Below are 16686 nucleotides of genomic sequence, written 5' to 3'. Positions count from 1 at the left end.
CCTGCGCATCGCTTACATCTTGACGAAGAACGGATCAAGCTTCGACCCTCATCTCGTTCCCATAAAAATTTGACGAAAACCATAGAATCTATTACGCCCTACTCCTTACCGCGTTTGGAGTGGCCGTCGCGATCACCATTGCCATGGCGGTTGCAGTACACCTCACCTTTACACACCGATAGAAAATCCAGGCGTTCAAGCCTGGATTTTCTGCACTCTACTGACAATCGCTCTACGGCATTTCTGTCGCCATATCAGTCGTATAGCACAGCAGCGATCTTGGGATCGTTGATGTTGCTCTTGTCGTACCAGTAGAAACCGGTGTCGATCACCTTGGGCAGTTTTTCTCCCTTGAGCGCCTTGACCGCGGCTTCTACCGTCTTGTAGCCGATGCCGACCGGGTTCTGGGTGATGGCGCCGGCCATGCTGCCGTCTTTGATCGCATCCTTCTGCTGCTTGCCGGAGTCGTAGCCGACGATCACCAGCTTGCGCTTCATTTCCTTGGCGCCGTTCAGCACGCCGATCGCCGAGCCTTCATTGGTGCCGAACGCGCCCTTGAGGCGTGGATAGGCTTGCAGGATGGACTTGGTGATCTCGGTCGATTTCAGCTGGTCGCCGGCGCCGTACTGGATGCTGACGATCTTGATCTTGGGATACGCCTTCATGCGTTCCACAAAACCGTCGCGGCGGTCGATGCCGGTACGGCTGGTCTGGTCATGCGCGACTACCGCAACTTCGCCTTCCTTGCCGATCAGCTCGGCCATCTTGTCGGCCGCCAGCGCGGCTGCCGCCTTGTTGTCGGTGGTCGCGGTGGTCACAGGGATATCGCTGTCCACGCCCGAGTCAAACGCAACGACAGGGATATGCGCGGCCTGGGCTTTCTTCAGCAATGGCAAGGCCGCCTTGCTGTCCAGCGCGGCGAATCCGATGGCCTTGGGCTTCTTGGCCAGCGCCGCCGACAGCATGTCGATCTGCTTGTCGACCATGGCTTCGGTTTCCGGTCCTTCGAACGACACCTTGACATTGTAGTCCTTGGCCGCCTGCTCCGAACCGGCCTTCACCGCCTGCCAGAACTGGTGCTGGAAGCCTTTCGAGATCAGCGGAATATAGATATCCTCGGCTACCGCCGCGGCGCTGAATCCCAGCGCAAGCGCCAGGCCGACGGCAATGTTCACTGCTCTTCTCTTTATCATTTCAAGTCTCCTCTTGTGGTTGTAAAACGGTGGGCCCGCTGCAGCAACCCGTAACATCGCCTGCAAAACCTGCTCTTCCTTTCACTGGCGCCGGCGGCGCAGGATATCCATGTAGACCGCCAGGATGATGATGACGCCGGTCACCACGGTCTGCCATTCCTGCGCCACCGACATCATGCGTAAGCCGTTGATGAGCACGCTCATGATGAAAGCGCCGATGATGGTGCCGAGGATGGTGCCGGTGCCGCCCGAAAGCGATGTGCCGCCGATCACCACAGCGGCAATCGCGTCCAGCTCATAACCCTGCCCCAGCGCCGGCTGCGCCGAGTTCAGGCGCGACGCAATCAGCAGCCCGGCGATGCCGCAGATGGCGCCGCCGACGGTATACACCGCGACTTTCCAGAAATCGACGTTGACGCCCGACAGCCGCAGCGCTTCTTCATTGCTGCCCAGTGCAAAGGTGTAGCGGCCGAAGATGGTCTTGTTGAGCACGATGCCGGCGGCGATCGCGACCAGGAACAGGATCAGCACCGCATTCGGGATCGGCAAGGCGGGAATCAGGCTGCCGATCAGGGAATCCTGGGAGATGGCCGAAAATCCCTCCGTGTCGTTGAAGTAGATCGGCTTGGTGCCGGAGATCACCAGCGACAAGCCCTTGAGCAGCATCATCATGCCCAGCGTGGCGATGAAGGGCGGGATCTTCAGCTTGGCCACCAGCACGCCGGAAATCCAGCCGCACAAGGCGCCGAACACGATCGCGGCAACGATGCCGACGTACAGCGGCATGCCCCAATAGGTAAGGAAAACACCGGCCATGACCGCGCAAAAAGTCATCAGAGTGCCGACCGACAGGTCGATGCCGGCAGTGATGATGACAAAGGTGCAGGCAATCGCCAGCACGCCGTTGACGGCAGTCGACTGCAAGATGCTCACCAGGTTATCGATCTCCAGGAAGTTCGGCGATGCAAAACTGAAAAACACCAGCAGCGCCAGCAGGCTGGCGAACGCCAGCAGTTTCTGCCGTGTCGCAGGATGGAATATCTTTGCCTTGAGCGCCGCGAGCGGTCCTTGCCCGGCCAAGGGCGGCTTTGTTTGCGACAATGGATTCTGGGTATTTGCCATGGTGGTCTTCATTCGATGTAAGTTATTCGGCAGGCGTTATCCTGGTCTCAGGCCGCCGCGGGTTCGCGCAAGGTAGCCAGCTGCATGATCTTTTCCTGCGAGGCTTCGGCGGCCGCCAGCTCGCCGGTCACCCGGCCCTCGCACATGACCAGGATGCGGTGGCTCATGCGCAGCACTTCCGGCAGTTCCGACGAGATCATGACAATCGCCTTTCCTTCTGCCGCCAGCGTATTGAGCAGCTTGTAGATTTCGCTCTTGGCGCCGATGTCGATGCCGCGCGTCGGTTCGTCGAAAAACAGGATGTCGCAATCGCGCAGCAGCCATTTGGCGATCACGATCTTTTGCTGGTTGCCGCCGGACAGCAGCCGCACCGGCTGATCCACCGACGGCGTCTTGATGCTGAGCTGCCGCACGAAATCCTGGGCGGTGTCGCGGATCGCGGCCTGGTCCAGGAACAAGCCCTGGGTCAGGAACCGGTTCATGCTGGACATGGCGACGTTGGTCTTGACGTCCAGCCCGGTCGCCAGCCCGAAGTGCTTGCGGTCTTCCGACAGGTAGCCGATGCCGTGCGCCACCGCATCCCGGGGCGACTTGATGCTCACCGTGGCGCCGTGCACCCGGATTTCCCCGGCGTCGAGGCGGTCGGCGCCGAAGATGGCGCGCGCGACCTCGGTGCGGCCGGCGCCCATCAGGCCGGCGAAACCGAGGATCTCTCCTTTGCGCAGGCTGAAACTCACATCCTTGACGAACGCGCCGCGCTGCAGCCCCTTGACCTCCAGCACGACCTCGTTGCCGGAGGTGTCGGGAATGGCCTGGCCGCTGTTGTCGAGCTGGCGTCCCACCATCATGCCGATGATGGTTTCCATGGAGGTGGTGGCGGTGGGCACGGTGGCGATGTATTTGCCGTCGCGCATGACGGTGACACGGTTGGAAATCTGCCGCAGTTCGTCCATCTTGTGCGAGATGTAGATGATGCCGACGCCATGCGACTGCAGCTGGCGGATGATGCGGAACAGGTCTTCGATTTCCGCATTGTTGAGCGCCGCCGTAGGTTCATCCATGATCAGCACGCGCGAATCGAAGGACAGCGCCTTGGCGATTTCCACCATCTGCTGCTTGGCCACCGTCAGTTCGCTCACCAGCGTGCCTGGATCGAGGTCCAGCCGCATGCGCTCAAAAATCGCCTTGGTCTGTCGGTTCAGGGCTTCTTCGTCAAGGAACAGGCCGTAGCGCCCGCGCGGCTCGCGGCCGATGAAAATGTTTTGCGCGGCGCTCAGGTGGTTCATCAGGTTGAGTTCCTGGTGAATGATGCCGATGCCCAGCGCTTGCGCGGCGCGCGGCGTGGGAATCTCGACCGCCAGCCCTTCGATGCGGATCTCGCCGCTGTCCTTGGGATACACGCCCGCCAGCACCTTCATCAGCGTCGATTTGCCGGCGCCGTTTTCCCCCATGAGCGCATGGACTTCGCCGCGCATCAGGTCGAAGCGGCAATTGTCGAGCGCCAGCACGCCGGGAAAACGCTTGGTCACGTTTTCCAGCGAAATAAGGCAGTCAGGCGTAGGAATTTCTGGTTGCTGCATATCTGCCCTCATGATGCATTCAGGTCAAGGCGCGGTCGAGATGGCTATAGCCGCCGTCCACGTAGACCCATTGCCCGGTCGTATGCGCGGCGCGCTGCGACAACAGGAATACCGCGGTGTCTGCAATCTCTTCGGCCGTGGTGAGCCGTTTTCCGAGCGGTATCTTGCTGGTGATCGCGGCCAGTTTCTGCTCCGGATTGTCGAAACTGGCGATCCAGTTGCGGTACAGCGGCGTCATCACTTCGGCCGGGATCACGGCGTTGACCCGTACCCCGTCGTTCGCCAGCGCGGCGGCCCATTCGCGCGTCAGCGCCAGCTGGCCACCTTTGGCGGCGCAATAGCCGCTGGTGTTGCCCTGGCCGGTGACGGCGGTTTTTGAAGAAATGTTCACGATGGCGCCGCGGCTGGCTTTCAGGTGCGGTACGCAGAAGTGCGCCATCGTGTAGTAGTGGATCAGGTTTTTTTCAAGCGACAGCACGAAGGCGGCCCGCCCGGCGTCGAGGCCGATGTTGTCGTTGATGCCGGCGTTGTTCACCAGGCCGTCCAGCCGGCCGAATTCGCCAACGGCCTGTTCCACGGCTTGCCGACACTTGTCCTCATCCATCAGGTCGAGCTGGAGGATAAGCGCCTTGTCTTGCAAAGCCAGCAACGCCGTCTTGAATTCAGGCGCCGGCTGGCTTTTGCCCAGGATCACCGGAATCGCGCCTTCTGCCGCCAGCTGCAGCGAGATCGCAGCGCCTATCCCGGCGCCGCCGCCGGTCACGATCACTACCTTTCCAGCCAGATGTAGATCCACTTTGCCGTCTCCATTCTTATTTGTTTTATTTACAGTATGCGCTTTGCTAGCCGCGGAACTGGTATTGCTGCAGCGATTCAGGCTTCATCGTAATCGAAAAACCCGGCGCCGTCGGCGGCATGTAGGACGCATTGCGGATCACGCAGGGATCGACGAAGTGTTCGTGCAAATGATCGACATATTCAGTGACGCGCCCTGCCTTGCTGCCTGAAATACAGACATAGTCGATCATCGACAGGTGCTGCACATATTCGCACAGGCCGACGCCGCCCGCATGCGGGCACACCGGCAGCTTGTATTTGGCCGCCATCAGCAGCACCGCCAGTATTTCATTGACGCCGCCCAGGCGGCAGGAATCGATCTGCACCACGTCGATCGCGCCGCGCATGATGAACTGCTTGAAGATGATGCGGTTCTGGCACATTTCGCCGGTGGCGACCTTGACTGCGCCGATGCCTTCGCGGATTTTGCGGTGGCCTTCGATGTCGTCCGGGCTGGTCGGTTCTTCGATGAACCAGGGTTTCGCGAACGCCAGTTCGTTGACCCAGTCGATGGCATGCTCGACTTCCCACACCTGGTTGGCGTCTATCATCAGCTGCCGCTCCGGGCCGATCACTTCGCGGGCGATGGTGACGCGGCGAATATCGTCTTCCAGGTCGCGCCCAACCTTGAGCTTGATATGGTTGAAGCCGTTGTCGACAGCTTCCTGGCACAGCCGGCGCAGCTTGGCGTCGTCATAACCTAACCAGCCGGCGGAGGTGGTGTAGCACGGGTAGCCGTCCTGCTGCAGCGAACGGATGCGTTCAGCCTTGCCCGGCTCCTGCTCGCGCAGCATGGCCAGCGCTTCTTCCGGCGTGATGCAGTCGGTCAGGTAGCGGAAATCGATGGCGCGCACCAGTTCTTCCGGCGACATGTCGGTCACCAGCTGCCACAGCGGCTTGCCTTCCGCCTTGGCCCACAAGTCCCAGACGGCATTGACCACGGCGCCGGTAGCCAGGTGGATGGCGCCCTTGTCGGGGCCGATCCAGCGCAGCTGGCTGTCGGAGGTGATGTGGCGCCAGAAGCGTCCCATGTCGGCGCTGATCCAGTCCAGCTCGAGGCCGACCACCAGGTGTTCCATTGCCTTGATCGCGGCACAGCAAATTTCATTGCCGCGGCCGATGGTGAAAGTCAGGCCGTGGCCTTCCAGCCCGGGCTGGTCGGTTTCCAGAACGACGTAGGCGGCGGAATAATCCGGGTCCGGGTTCATCGCATCCGAACCGTCCAGCATTTGCGAGGTCGGGAACCGCACATCCAGTACGCGTATTGATCGAATTGTCGTCATCGTGGTTCTCTCTGGTTCAAAGTGAGATGGTGCGTTGGCGCTGCTCTCCCAGGCCGTCAATGCCGAGCCGCATCACTTGGCCGGCGCGCAGGTAGAGCGGCGGTTTTTGCCCTAGGCCGACGCCGGGCGGCGTGCCGGTGGAAATCACGTCGCCTGGCTGCAGGCTCATGAAGCGGCTCAGGTAGCTCACCAGCGCCGGCACCTGGAACACCATGGTCGAGGTATTGCCGTTCTGGTAGCGATGGCCGTCCACTTCCAGCCACAGGCCGAGGGCGTGCGGGTCGGCCACTTCGTCGGCGGTCACCAGCCACGGGCCGAGCGGGCCGAAGGTATCGCAGCCCTTGCCCTTGTCCCAGGTGCCGCCCAGTTCGAGCTGGTATTGGCGCTCGGAGACGTCGTTGATCACGCAATAACCGGCGACGTGCTTAAGGGCGTCGGCTTCAGTGATGTAGCGGCCGCCCTGTCCGATCACCACGCCCAGTTCCACTTCCCAGTCGGTCTTCAGGGAACCGCGCGGGATTTCGACGTCGTCGTCCGGGCCGCAGATCGCGCTGGTCCATTTATTGAACACCACCGGTTCCGCCGGCACGTCCATGCCGGATTCGGCGGCGTGGTCGGAATAGTTCAAGCCGATGCAGATGAACTTGCCGACGGCGCCGACGCAAGGTCCGAGGCGCAAATCCTGCTGCGGCGCGCCGGCCACCAGCGGCAGGCTGTCCAGGTCCAGCGCCCGCAATTTATCCAGCTCCGGCGGTGTCAGGAAGCGGCCGGCGATATCCGCCACCACGCCAGACAAGTCGCGCACGCGCCCCTGTGCATCGAGCACGCCGGGTTTTTCCTGGCCTTTCTGGCCGTATCTCAACAACTTCATGGTTTCGCTTTCATCGTGATGTCATGCAACAGGGATTGATTAGTTGGACCAGCCGCCATCGATCAGATGGATGGCGCCGGTGGTGAAGGAAGATTCGTCGGAAGCCAGGTACAGGGCCAGCGCGGCGATTTCTTCGGCCTTGCCCACCCGTCCCATCGGCTGGCGGGCGACAAATGCAGCTTCGATTTCTGCAATCGGCACGCCTTGCTGGCGCGCCTGTTCCTTGATCCTGGCCTCAAGGGAAGGCGATTCCACGGTGCCGGGACAGATCGCGTTGCAACGGATGCCCTTGGCGACAAAATCCGCCGCCACCGCCTTGGTCAGGCCGATTACTGCTGCCTTGGTGGCGCCGTAGACGAAGCGGTTGGGCACGCCTTTGACGCTGGACGCGGCTGACGCCATGTTGATGATGGAGCCGCCGCCCTGCGCCAGCATGCCCGGCAGCAGCGCGCGGATCAGGCGGTACATGGACGAAACGTTGAGGTCCCAGGAAAACTGCCAATCCTGTTCGCTGCAATCGAGGATGCTGCCGTGGTGGACAAAACCGGCGCAATTGAACAGCACGTTGAAAGGTGAACCTGCCTGCGCCAATGCAGCCACGGCCTTGGCGTCGGTGACGTCGAGATGGCGGGTGCCGAGCTCGGCGCCGGCGGCGCGGGCCAGCGCGGCGGTCTGGTCCAGTGCGTCCTGGTTGATGTCGGTCGCCAGCACCTGCGCACCTTCGCGCGCAAACATCAGGGCGCTGGCGCGTCCTATGCCCTGGCCTGCCGCCGTCACCAGGATGCGTTTTCCTTGAAGCCTCATGAACACTGTCTCCGTATTGTTTATTGTGCGGGACTTGCCTGCCGATTGATGGCAATCGGTCTATAGGTCCATTGGTTGGACCAATTCGCTTGAGGCAATCATAATGGTTAAATTTTGGCTTTGCAATACATAATTGCCGGCCGCCTGCCGCCGGGACCAGAGGCACCTTGCCTTCAGGTAACGATATGCTGCAATATGCAACGCATAACCACCCGCCCCTTTCTCAGCATGCCCAGTTTCCAGCAAACGCCCAGTTGCATCCTTGCGCCAGGAACCCGCCATATCCATGCGCAAGCCTGTGCCGCTCCCTGACATCGTCAATCCATGACCGATACCACCGCCCTGGCGCCCCGACGCCCGCTGTTTCAAATTACCGGATTCAAGTTCCGCCTGTGGCCGATCGTGCTTGCCGCGATCCTGATGCAGCTCATGCTTTGGCCGGCGCGCGAAGCCGCACGCTGGCTGTTCAAGCATGAGCCTGGCTGGTTCCACCATCAGGTCTGGGCCTTCGTCGGCCTGGCCGAGCTGTTCCAGGTTGCAGTCGGACTGATGGCCGTCGCGATCATGCGGCGCTGCCTGCCGCAGGCCGATCCGTACCTGCGCTGGCCGCCGCGGCGCAGCTACGCCGGCCTGGCCGTGCTGATCGGCGCCGGCATGGCGCTGCTGATGCTGGTGGCGGACTATTGGCCGCAGCTGCTCAGCCGCACCGCACCGCAGGGCGGCTACGAGATGACCGCGCTCGGCATTCCCGGCTGGCTGGCAGTGATGTTCGCCGCCGGCCCCAACGAAGAAATCATTTTCCGCGGCGTGCTGGTCGGCATGCTGACGGTGCTGGTGCCTGGACGGGTGCGCCTGGCGCAGTTCGAGATCCCGGTGTCGGGCGTGATCGTCGGCCTGCTGTTCGGCGCCGCCCATTACGGCAGTTTTTTCAACGACCCGCTATACCAGGCGGTGGCCCAGCAGCTCTACGCCTTCCTCTTCGGCCTGACCTATGTCTGGCTGATGGAACGCTCGCGCAGCCTGCTGGCGCCGATGATCGCGCATGGTGTCGGCGATGTGCTGGAGGTGGCGGCGGTGATGCTGCTGTCCGCCGCCTGGGCCTGATTACTGCTGGCTTTCCTTGATGAAGGAAGCGCGCGCGGCTACCCCGGTGTTGGCGAAATCGGTGAACACACCGTCGATGCCAGCCCGGAAGTAAGTCAGGAATTCCGCGCTCGGATCACCCTTGTAGATGCCGGCCAGGTACTTTTGCTCGTTGCGGAAAGTATAGGAATGCACGAACAGGCCAGCCTTGTGCGCATCGGCGATGAGGCTGGTCGGCGTGATCGTGTTGACGTCGGCCAGTGAGCCGGTATACGGCGTGCCGTCGGCATTGGTCGCCTTGAACGGCACGATGGTATGCGCCATCACCTGCGGCTTCCATGGGCCGATGCCATCGGCATAGGTCTTGACTTCGGCCAGCCCTGCCGGGGTCAGCATGGCGCCGAAATAACGGCCGTCGCCGGCCAGCGTCCAGCTGTACGGACGGCCATCCACGAAGTTGTAGACATCGTTGGTCTGGTAAATCATCTCGCCGGTCTTGTAGTTGACGTCGTTGCCGTCGACCAGCTGCACCATTTTCGTATTCAGGCCGGCCGAACGCATGTACTTCAGGCTGGCCGGATCAAAGCTCTGCACATAGATCGGCGCCGTTTTGCTGTTCAGGTTGTTGTCCTTGATGAGCTTGATGATCGCGTCTTCGAACGGGTGCTTGCCGCTGCCGCAGCCGTTGGCGATGGCTTGCGCGTTGTTCCAGTACGGATTCTTCGATTCCGGGTAGACCGTAATCGTGCGGCCGCTGGCGGCGCCCTTGGCTTTGGCGATGTCGATAATTTCCTGCATCGTCAGGATCGGATATTTACCGTTCAGCGCCGTCGGCCGCAGGTCGCGAGCGTCGTAGGTGGTGCCGCCTATCCATTGTTTCAGCTCGGCCACGGTGAAGTCGGTAATCGACCAGTCGCCGGTATGGTCCTCGCCGTCCACCACCAGCGATTTCAGCACCGATTTCGGATCATTGGGATCGGTCAGGTCGCTCAGGTACTGCGCCGGGCCGCCGTAGGCGGCGAGCGAATAGCTGACGTTCACCAGCACGCCCGGCACCGTGCGCTTGCGGGCCGCCACCGTGGCGTTGGTCTGGGCTACCGTGGCAATGTTGGTGTTATCGCTCAACCACGGATTATGGCGGGCCACCAGCACGCAATCCTTGGTCAGGTGCAGGTCTTCTTCCAGCGAATCGGCGCCGACGTCAGCTGCGGCTTCATAAGACGGCTGCGTCTCTTCCGGATACAGCCCTGGCAACCCGCGATGGCCGATCACCAGCGGCATTGCGCCGTCCAGGGTCTGGAACTTGGCGGCGCCAAGGTTGCCGTTGCCGCTGTCGCCGCCACCGCAGGCGGCCAGCGCGGCGGCGGCCGCGAGCTGGGTCAGGATCAGGATAGAACGGGAGGCGGAACGAGTGTTTGTGGGATGCATGGCGATGTGGGCTTGAGTATAAAGTCCGTCGATTATCGATTGTTTCGATGACCACCTGATGACAGACGGCAATTCTCCCGCCATCGCGCGGCCGCACGCTTGCGCTCCTGACGGCGGCTGGATGGCATGCACTATGGTTGAGCTAAGTCTGGGGTTCCAGACTGCCTGCAACGACCCATTTGCAACCATCCACTCCGGAGGCCGTCATGAACACACTGCCAGGCGCAAGATATTGGCTGAACAAGGTACCGCAAGTCACCGTGCTGTTCTGGATCATCAAGATGATGTCCACCACGGTCGGCGAGACAGCCGCGGATTTCTTGAATGCCAATCTGCATTTCGGCCTGGCCGCGACTACCGCGCTGACGGGCATGTTGTTTATCGTCGCGCTGCTGTTCCAGCTGCGCGCCAGCCGCTATGTGCCTGCGCTGTACTGGATCACCGTGGTGTTCGTCAGCGTATTCGGCACCCTGGTCACCGACAACCTGACTGACCAGCTCAATGTACCGCTGGCGGCCTCGACCGCTTTGTTCAGCATAGCCCTGATCGCCACTTTCGCCGTCTGGCATGCACAGGAAAAAACACTTTCCATCCAGTCAATCGACAGCCCCAGGCGTGAACTGTTTTACTGGGCCGCGATCTTATTCACTTTCGCCCTCGGCACTGCAGCCGGCGACTGGCTGGCCGAAGGCTTGCAACTCGGCTACGCCAATTCCGCGCTGCTGTTCGGCGGCCTGATTGCGGCAGTCGCCTTGTTCCGCTACGTGTTCAAGGCCGACGCCGTGGCCTGCTTCTGGGTAGCCTATGTATTGACGCGCCCTTTCGGCGCATCCTGCGGCGACCTGCTGTCGCAACCGGCAAGCAATGGCGGCCTGGGCTTCGGCACGATAGAAGCCAGCATCGTTTTCCTGGCGCTGATCGTCGGCATGGTTACTTATCTGTCGCTGGTCCCGCAACGCCTGAAGCAATAACCAGGCAACAGACCTGATATCGAAAGGAAATCCGCATGAACCAGTCTCTCGAACGCAGCCTGAGCAAGGTCCCGGAGGTCACCTTGCTCTTTTGGATCATCAAGATAGCCGCCACCACGCTAGGTGAAACCGGCGGCGACGCCGTCTCCATGTCGATGAACCTCGGCTACCTGGTGGCCACCGCCATTTTCGCGGCAGTCTTCCTGGTTGCCGTGTTTGCCCAGGTCAGGGCCAAGGGTTTCCACCCGTTCCTGTACTGGGCCACCATCATCGCCACCACCATGGTAGGCACCACGCTGGCGGACTTTGCCGACCGTTCGCTCGGTATCGGCTATGCCGGCGGCAGTTCCCTGCTGTTTATCCTGCTGATGGCGTCGCTGGCGATCTGGCACCGCACGCTTGGCACGATATCGGTAGCGACCGTCAACACCCCCAAGGCCGAGATGTTTTACTGGTTGACCATCATGTTTTCCCAGACCCTGGGCACGGCGCTGGGCGACTGGACCGCGGATACCGCCGGCCTCGGCTACACCGGCGCCGCGCTGTTGTTCGGCGGACTGCTGGCGCTGCTGGTGCTGGCTTACTACAGAACCCGCATATCGCGCACCGCGCTGTTCTGGGCCGCATTCATCCTGACCCGCCCGCTGGGCGCGGTGGTCGGCGATTTCCTCGACAAGCCTCTCAATGCCGGCGGCCTGGCGTTAAGCCGCTATTCCGCATCGCTGGCGCTGTTCGCCTTCATCCTGGGCTGTATCCTGTTTTTCCGGCAAAGGCCGGCGCAACAGGCCCATTGATTCTTCGTACTGCATACTCACGTCATCCAATCAATGCGGCGACCGGAGCAATACTCCGGCCGCCGTATTTTCTCATTTCAAGGTCCAGTTTGTTACCTTGGCGACTGCCGCATCGGCATTCCTTGATGCAAACGTTATATAAATTGATGGTCTTAACAAAATTTAACGCATGTAAGGCGATGCGTCGAAGTGTAATTTATTGCATCATTGCTTGGTTCTGAAAAAATAACAGATATAGTTTTACAACCAAACAACTGAGGGAGAAAACATGAAACGCATCCTTTGCGCGGCAGCGCTGGCAGCACTGAGCGCTACCGCCTTTATGCCAAGCCAGGCAATGGCGCAGATCGGCGTCAACATCACCATCGGCACCCCGCCGCCGCCGCCGCGCTATGAGGTCGTGCCGCCGCCGCGGGTCGGCTATGTCTGGGCGCCAGGCTACTGGAACTGGGATGGCGGCCGCCACGTCTGGGCCGGCGGCCATTGGGAACGTGCTCGCAGCGGCTACCAGTACAGCCGTCCGGAGTGGCGCCAAGGCAGCAACGGCTGGGAATTGAACCGCGGCGGCTGGCGCCGTGGCGACGACCGCCGTGAAGACCGCTACGATCGCCGTGATGACCGCCGTGATGACGACGGCGGCCGTTATCACTGCCCTCCAGGGCAGGCAAAAAAAGGCAACTGCTAAGCAGCCTCGAACCAGCTGCCGCCTGTTTCCCTACAGCGGCAGCTGGGTCGTTGATAGAACCTGCTTGAGCACCATGAATGTGCGGATCTGCCGCACTCCCGGCAGGTACAGCAGCTGTTCCGCATGAAGCCGGTTATAACTATCGTTGTCCTTGGTCCGCAACAGCATGAAGTAGTCGAACTCCCCCGTGACTACATGGCATTCAAGGCAACCCGAAACCTTCTGCGCCGCCCGCTCGAAATCGGCAAACGATTCCGGCGTTGAGCGATCCAGCACCACCCCGATCATCACCAGCGTCCCGGCATCCAGCGCGCGCGGATTGAGCAAGGCCACGATGCCGCTGATCAGCCCCAGTTCCTTGAGCCGTTCGACGCGCCGCAGGCAAGCCGGCGCGCTCAGGTTCACCTTGGCCGCCAACGCCACATTCGATACCGACGCATCGCGCTGCAGCAACTTGAGGATGGCGCGGTCGGTGCGATCCATGGCGACGGCAGGAACATCGGCAGGTGCCGCCTTCTGGCGCAATTTTGTTGCTTTCATATCCTTCTTTCCAGAATAAAAAACATTCAATCAACACAAATTCGTTTTTTAGATCTGAATTTCCGTCAAAACTTGCAACCCTGATTCCAGCGATTGATTTTAATATGGATTTCGTCCCGGCGGCGCCGCTGCGCCGCGCGGATTCCCTTCAATCCCAGGAGCGACTTCCATGAACCTGCAGAAATTTCCCCGCTATCCGCTCACCTTCGGGCCAACGCCGATCCAGCCGCTGCCGCGCCTCAGCGCCCATCTCGGCGGCAAGGTCGAGCTCTACGCAAAACGCGAAGACTGCAACAGCGGCCTGGCGTTCGGCGGCAACAAGACCCGCAAGCTTGAGTACCTGATCCCGGAAGCGCTGGAGGGCGGCTACGACACGCTGGTGTCGATCGGCGGCATCCAGTCGAACCAGACGCGCCAAGTCGCCGCGGTAGCTGCGCACCTGGGCCTGAAGTGCCTGCTGGTGCAGGAAAACTGGGTGAACTATTCGGATGCGGTATACGACCGGGTCGGCAACATCGAGATGTCGCGCATCCTCGGCGCCGAGGTGCGGCTCGACAGCGCCGGTTTCGACATCGGCATCCGCCAGAGCTGGGAGCAAGCCATGGACGATGTGCGCAAGGCCGGCGGCAAGCCGTTCCCGATTCCGGCCGGCTGCTCGGAGCATCCGCGCGGCGGCCTCGGCTTCGTCGGTTTTGCGGAAGAAGTACGGCAGCAGGAAGCCGAGCTGGGCTTCAAGTTCGACTACATCGTCACCTGCTCGGTAACCGGCAGCACCCAGGCCGGCATGCTGGTCGGCTTTGCAGCCGACGGCCGGGCCGAGCGCGTGATCGGCATCGACGCTTCGGCCAAGCCGCAGCAAACCTTCGAGCAGATCCTGCGCATCGCAAAGAATACCGCCGGGCTGGTCGAACTGGGGCGCGACATCACGGCCCGCGATGTGGTGCTGGACACGCGTTTCGGCGGCCCCGAATACGGCTTGCCGAACGACGGCACGCTGGAAGCGATCCGCCTGTGCGCGCGCATGGAGGGCATGCTGACCGACCCGGTGTACGAAGGCAAATCCATGCACGGCATGATAGAGAAAGTGCGGCTGGGCGAATTCCCGGCCGGCTCCCGGGTGCTGTACGCCCACCTGGGCGGCGTGCCGGCGCTGAACGCTTACAGCTTCCTGTTCCGCAACGGCTGACAGCAGCGGCACGGCCGCTTGGCGGTTGAGCGGCGTTATCCTGCATGCTTTATCCTTGTCGGTATCGAAACAGGAAAAGAGAAGCATGCCTCAACCACACAATCCCGGCCGGCTGCGCGACTTTGTCACCGCATTTGCCGCCCTGCTCGACAACCGGCCGCCGGAAGCGCAGATCCTGCGCGACGGCGGCGCCCTGCTGCATGCACTGATCGCGGTCGACGACTGGCTGCCGGACGCCTACGCCCAGCCGCAGCCGGAGCGCTACCAGCAATACCTGCTGCATGCCGATTCGGCCGAGCGGTTTTCGATAGTCAGTTTTGTCTGGGGGCCGGGGCAGACAACGCCGATCCACGACCATACGGTATGGGGCTTGATCGGCATGCTGCGCGGCGCCGAGTACGCGCAAGCCTACAAGCGCAACGCCGGCGGCGGCCTGCAGGCAGACGGCGCGGCGCTCAAGCTGACGCCGGGCACGGTCGAAACGCTGTCGCCGAGCGCCGGCGATATCCACCAGGTGCGCAATGCCTATGCCGACAGCGTCTCGATCAGCATCCATGTCTACGGCGCCAACATCGGCGCGGTACAGCGTTCCGTATATGCCGAAGACGGCAGCAGCAAAACCTTCATCTCGGGCTATTCCAACACCCATTTGCCGAATATCTGGGACCGTTCCAGCGAATTGAAAAAAACATGACCCATCTCCGCCAAGCCACTTTTGCCACGCTTTCGTTCCAGCAAGTCCATGCCGCACTGCTGGCGCGCCAGGAAATCGCGCTGCTCGACGTACGCGAAGAAGCGCCGTTCGCTGAAGCGCACCCGCTGTTCGCCGCCAACCTGCCGCTGGGACGTATCGAACTGGAAGCCTATGCGCGCATACCGCGCCGCGACACTGTCATCGTGGTCTACGACGACGGCGAAGGGCTGGCCGGACCAGCCGCGCAACGCCTGCTGCAGCTCGGCTACAGCGCCGTGCATCAGCTGGACGGCGGCTTGCAGGGCTGGCGCGACGCCGGCGGCGAAATCTTCCGCGACGTCAATGCGCCCAGCAAGGCGTTTGGCGAACTGGTGGAATCGCAACGCCACACGCCATCGCTGTCGGCGCCCGAAGTCAAGGCCCTGCTGGATGCCGATGCCGACGTGGTGCTGCTCGATGCGCGCCGTTTCGACGAATACAACACCATGAGCATCCCCGGCAGCGTCAGCGTGCCCGGCGCCGAACTGGTGCTGCGCGTGCGCGCGCTGGCGCCGCGTCCGGAAACCCGGGTCATCGTCAATTGCGCCGGACGCACGCGCAGCATCATCGGCAGCCAGTCGCTGATCAACGCCGGCATCCCGAATCCGGTCAGCGCCTTGCGTAACGGCACCATCGGCTGGACCCTGGCCGGGCAGCAGCTGGAACACGGCAAGACGCAGCGTTTTGCCGAACGTCCCACGGATCCCGCCGGCAGCAGCCACCACCTGCAGGCAGCCAGGTCGAGCCGGCAAGTGGCGGACCAGGCCCGGGTCGGCCGCGCCGGGCTGGCGGCGCTGGCGCAATGGAACAATGAAACCGGCCGCACTACCTACCGCTTCGACGTCCGTACGCCGGAAGAATATGCCGCCGGCCACCTGCCCGGCTTCAGTTCCGCTCCGGGCGGCCAGCTGGTGCAGGAAACCGACCACGCAGCGCCGGTGCGCGGCGCCCGTATCGTGCTGGCGGACGACGATGGCGTGCGCGCTAACATGACCGCCTCCTGGCTGGCGCAGATGGGGTGGGAAGTCCACGTGCTGGACGGTTTGCAGCCGGCGCATTTCAGCGAAAGCGGCCAGCCGGCGCAGGTCTTGCCGCCGGCGCCGCCGCACGAGCCGGTCACCCCGCAGCAGCTGGCGCAATGGCTGCAAGACGGGCCGGGCACCGTGCTGCTCGATTTCACCGGCAGCGCCAACTACGTCAAGCAGCACATCCCCGGCGCGCGCTTCGCGCTGCGCTCGCAATTGGCGCAGGTATTGCGGCAGACACCAGGCGCCGAGCGTTACGTGCTGACCTGCGGCAGCAGCCTGCTGGCAGGCTACGCGGCCGGCGACGTGCAACAGCTGAGCAGCAAGCCGGTGTTTGTGCTGAAAGGCGGCACTGCTGCCTGGATCGCCGCCGGCTTGCCGCTGGAGTCAGGGGAGACCGCGCTGGCATCCCCTCGCATCGACCGCTACCGGCGACCGTATGAAGGCACCGACAACCCGGTTGCGGCAATGCAGGCATACCTGGATTGGGAATACGGCCTGGTGGCGCAGCTGGCGGCCGACGGCAGCCACGGATTTTTTGTCATCTGATG

General features: G+C 62.1%; 16 protein-coding genes. 7 read left to right on the top strand and 9 right to left on the bottom strand.

The window, feature by feature from the left end:
- Positions 1 to 254: 254 nt before the first annotated feature.
- From BM062_RS02435 to BM062_RS02405, 7 genes are all read right to left on the bottom strand, one after another.
- Entirely contained in the window at positions 255 to 1193 is a 939-nt protein-coding gene (locus tag BM062_RS02435; protein WP_092392671.1) for an ABC transporter substrate-binding protein, read from the bottom strand.
- 81 nt (positions 1194 to 1274) lie between these two features.
- Entirely contained in the window at positions 1275 to 2315 is a 1041-nt protein-coding gene (locus tag BM062_RS02430; RefSeq protein WP_175500853.1) for an ABC transporter permease, read from the bottom strand.
- Positions 2316 to 2362: 47 nt separating this feature from the next.
- Positions 2363 to 3895: a sugar ABC transporter ATP-binding protein gene (locus BM062_RS02425; RefSeq protein WP_092392669.1), complete on the bottom strand. Its 1533-nt coding sequence runs from the start codon at positions 3893 to 3895 to the stop codon at positions 2363 to 2365.
- Between the two features lie 19 nt (positions 3896 to 3914).
- On the bottom strand, positions 3915 to 4691 hold the full coding sequence (locus tag BM062_RS02420; protein ID WP_092392667.1) for an SDR family oxidoreductase: 777 nt from the start codon (positions 4689 to 4691) through the stop codon (positions 3915 to 3917).
- 46 nt (positions 4692 to 4737) lie between these two features.
- Positions 4738 to 6015, bottom strand: coding sequence for an L-fuconate dehydratase (locus BM062_RS02415; protein WP_092392665.1), 1278 nt, complete (start codon positions 6013 to 6015; stop codon positions 4738 to 4740).
- A 16-nt stretch (positions 6016 to 6031) separates the two neighbouring features.
- Positions 6032 to 6886 carry a fumarylacetoacetate hydrolase family protein gene (locus BM062_RS02410; RefSeq protein WP_092392663.1) on the bottom strand — a complete coding sequence of 285 codons (855 nt, stop codon included), beginning with the start codon at positions 6884 to 6886 and terminating at the stop codon, positions 6032 to 6034.
- 39 nt (positions 6887 to 6925) lie between these two features.
- Positions 6926 to 7690, bottom strand: coding sequence for an SDR family oxidoreductase (locus BM062_RS02405; RefSeq protein ID WP_092392661.1), 765 nt, complete (start codon positions 7688 to 7690; stop codon positions 6926 to 6928).
- A 324-nt stretch (positions 7691 to 8014) separates the two neighbouring features.
- Here BM062_RS02405 and BM062_RS02400 point away from each other — a divergent pair, with 324 nt between their 5' ends.
- Positions 8015 to 8794 carry a CPBP family intramembrane glutamic endopeptidase gene (locus tag BM062_RS02400; protein WP_092392659.1) on the top strand — a complete coding sequence of 260 codons (780 nt, stop codon included), beginning with the start codon at positions 8015 to 8017 and terminating at the stop codon, positions 8792 to 8794.
- Here the strand turns inward: BM062_RS02400 and BM062_RS02395 are convergent, their stop codons facing one another.
- Complete coding sequence (locus BM062_RS02395; protein WP_217647552.1) at positions 8795 to 10201, bottom strand: glycerophosphodiester phosphodiesterase family protein; 1407 nt, start codon at positions 10199 to 10201, stop codon at positions 8795 to 8797. It lies immediately after the preceding gene.
- A 206-nt stretch (positions 10202 to 10407) separates the two neighbouring features.
- Between BM062_RS02395 and BM062_RS02390 the strand changes: the two genes are divergently transcribed.
- The 3 genes from BM062_RS02390 to BM062_RS02380 all read left to right on the top strand — a co-directional run bounded on the left by BM062_RS02390 (position 10408) and on the right by BM062_RS02380 (position 12651).
- Complete coding sequence (locus BM062_RS02390) at positions 10408 to 11172, top strand: COG4705 family protein (RefSeq protein ID WP_092392657.1); 765 nt, start codon at positions 10408 to 10410, stop codon at positions 11170 to 11172.
- A 35-nt stretch (positions 11173 to 11207) separates the two neighbouring features.
- Positions 11208 to 11966 carry a COG4705 family protein gene (locus BM062_RS02385; protein ID WP_092392655.1) on the top strand — a complete coding sequence of 253 codons (759 nt, stop codon included), beginning with the start codon at positions 11208 to 11210 and terminating at the stop codon, positions 11964 to 11966.
- Positions 11967 to 12234: 268 nt separating this feature from the next.
- Positions 12235 to 12651, top strand: coding sequence for a YXWGXW repeat-containing protein (locus BM062_RS02380; protein ID WP_092392653.1), 417 nt, complete (start codon positions 12235 to 12237; stop codon positions 12649 to 12651).
- A gap of 30 nt (positions 12652 to 12681) precedes the next feature.
- Here BM062_RS02380 and BM062_RS02375 read toward each other — a convergent pair whose 3' ends face one another.
- A complete protein-coding gene (locus BM062_RS02375) occupies positions 12682 to 13191 on the bottom strand; it encodes an Lrp/AsnC family transcriptional regulator (RefSeq protein ID WP_092392651.1) in 510 nt (169 codons plus the stop codon).
- Between the two features lie 169 nt (positions 13192 to 13360).
- Between BM062_RS02375 and BM062_RS02370 the strand changes: the two genes are divergently transcribed.
- The 3 genes from BM062_RS02370 (at position 13361) to BM062_RS02360 (ending at position 16684) form a co-directional block, all read left to right on the top strand.
- Positions 13361 to 14377 (top strand): 1-aminocyclopropane-1-carboxylate deaminase, encoded by a 1017-nt coding sequence (locus BM062_RS02370; protein ID WP_092392649.1) that lies wholly within the window; start codon positions 13361 to 13363, stop codon positions 14375 to 14377.
- Between the two features lie 85 nt (positions 14378 to 14462).
- Positions 14463 to 15071 carry a cysteine dioxygenase family protein gene (locus tag BM062_RS02365; protein WP_092392647.1) on the top strand — a complete coding sequence of 203 codons (609 nt, stop codon included), beginning with the start codon at positions 14463 to 14465 and terminating at the stop codon, positions 15069 to 15071.
- On the top strand, positions 15068 to 16684 hold the full coding sequence (locus tag BM062_RS02360) for a rhodanese homology domain-containing protein (RefSeq protein ID WP_092392645.1): 1617 nt from the start codon (positions 15068 to 15070) through the stop codon (positions 16682 to 16684). The genes BM062_RS02365 and BM062_RS02360 overlap by 4 nt, the downstream gene beginning before the upstream one ends.
- Positions 16685 to 16686 lie beyond the last annotated feature (2 nt).

It is taken from the genome of Collimonas sp. OK412 (genome assembly GCF_900112135.1).
Classification (GTDB): Bacteria; Pseudomonadota; Gammaproteobacteria; order Burkholderiales; family Burkholderiaceae_D; genus Collimonas; species Collimonas rhizosphaerae.
The sequence above is the reverse complement of the archived record's forward strand: the minus strand, read 5'-3'. Positions and strand labels throughout refer to the sequence as shown.

Excerpts from the sequence above, each read along its gene's own strand:
- BM062_RS02435 (WP_092392671.1), bottom strand. The coding sequence starts at position 1,193 with ATGATAAAGAGAAGAGCAGTGAACATTGCCGTCGGCCTGGCGCTTGCG.
- BM062_RS02430 (WP_175500853.1), bottom strand. The coding sequence starts at position 2,315 with ATGGCAAATACCCAGAATCCATTGTCGCAAACAAAGCCGCCCTTGGCC.
- BM062_RS02425 (WP_092392669.1), bottom strand. The coding sequence starts at position 3,895 with ATGCAGCAACCAGAAATTCCTACGCCTGACTGCCTTATTTCGCTGGAA.
- BM062_RS02415 (WP_092392665.1), bottom strand. The coding sequence starts at position 6,015 with ATGACGACAATTCGATCAATACGCGTACTGGATGTGCGGTTCCCGACC.
- BM062_RS02410 (WP_092392663.1), bottom strand. The coding sequence starts at position 6,886 with ATGAAGTTGTTGAGATACGGCCAGAAAGGCCAGGAAAAACCCGGCGTG.
- BM062_RS02405 (WP_092392661.1), bottom strand. The coding sequence starts at position 7,690 with ATGAGGCTTCAAGGAAAACGCATCCTGGTGACGGCGGCAGGCCAGGGC.
- BM062_RS02400 (WP_092392659.1), top strand. The coding sequence starts at position 8,015 with ATGACCGATACCACCGCCCTGGCGCCCCGACGCCCGCTGTTTCAAATT.
- BM062_RS02395 (WP_217647552.1), bottom strand. The coding sequence starts at position 10,201 with ATGCATCCCACAAACACTCGTTCCGCCTCCCGTTCTATCCTGATCCTG.
- BM062_RS02390 (WP_092392657.1), top strand. The coding sequence starts at position 10,408 with ATGAACACACTGCCAGGCGCAAGATATTGGCTGAACAAGGTACCGCAA.
- BM062_RS02385 (WP_092392655.1), top strand. The coding sequence starts at position 11,208 with ATGAACCAGTCTCTCGAACGCAGCCTGAGCAAGGTCCCGGAGGTCACC.
- BM062_RS02380 (WP_092392653.1), top strand. The coding sequence starts at position 12,235 with ATGAAACGCATCCTTTGCGCGGCAGCGCTGGCAGCACTGAGCGCTACC.
- BM062_RS02375 (WP_092392651.1), bottom strand. The coding sequence starts at position 13,191 with ATGAAAGCAACAAAATTGCGCCAGAAGGCGGCACCTGCCGATGTTCCT.
- BM062_RS02370 (WP_092392649.1), top strand. The coding sequence starts at position 13,361 with ATGAACCTGCAGAAATTTCCCCGCTATCCGCTCACCTTCGGGCCAACG.
- BM062_RS02365 (WP_092392647.1), top strand. The coding sequence starts at position 14,463 with ATGCCTCAACCACACAATCCCGGCCGGCTGCGCGACTTTGTCACCGCA.
- BM062_RS02360 (WP_092392645.1), top strand. The coding sequence starts at position 15,068 with ATGACCCATCTCCGCCAAGCCACTTTTGCCACGCTTTCGTTCCAGCAA.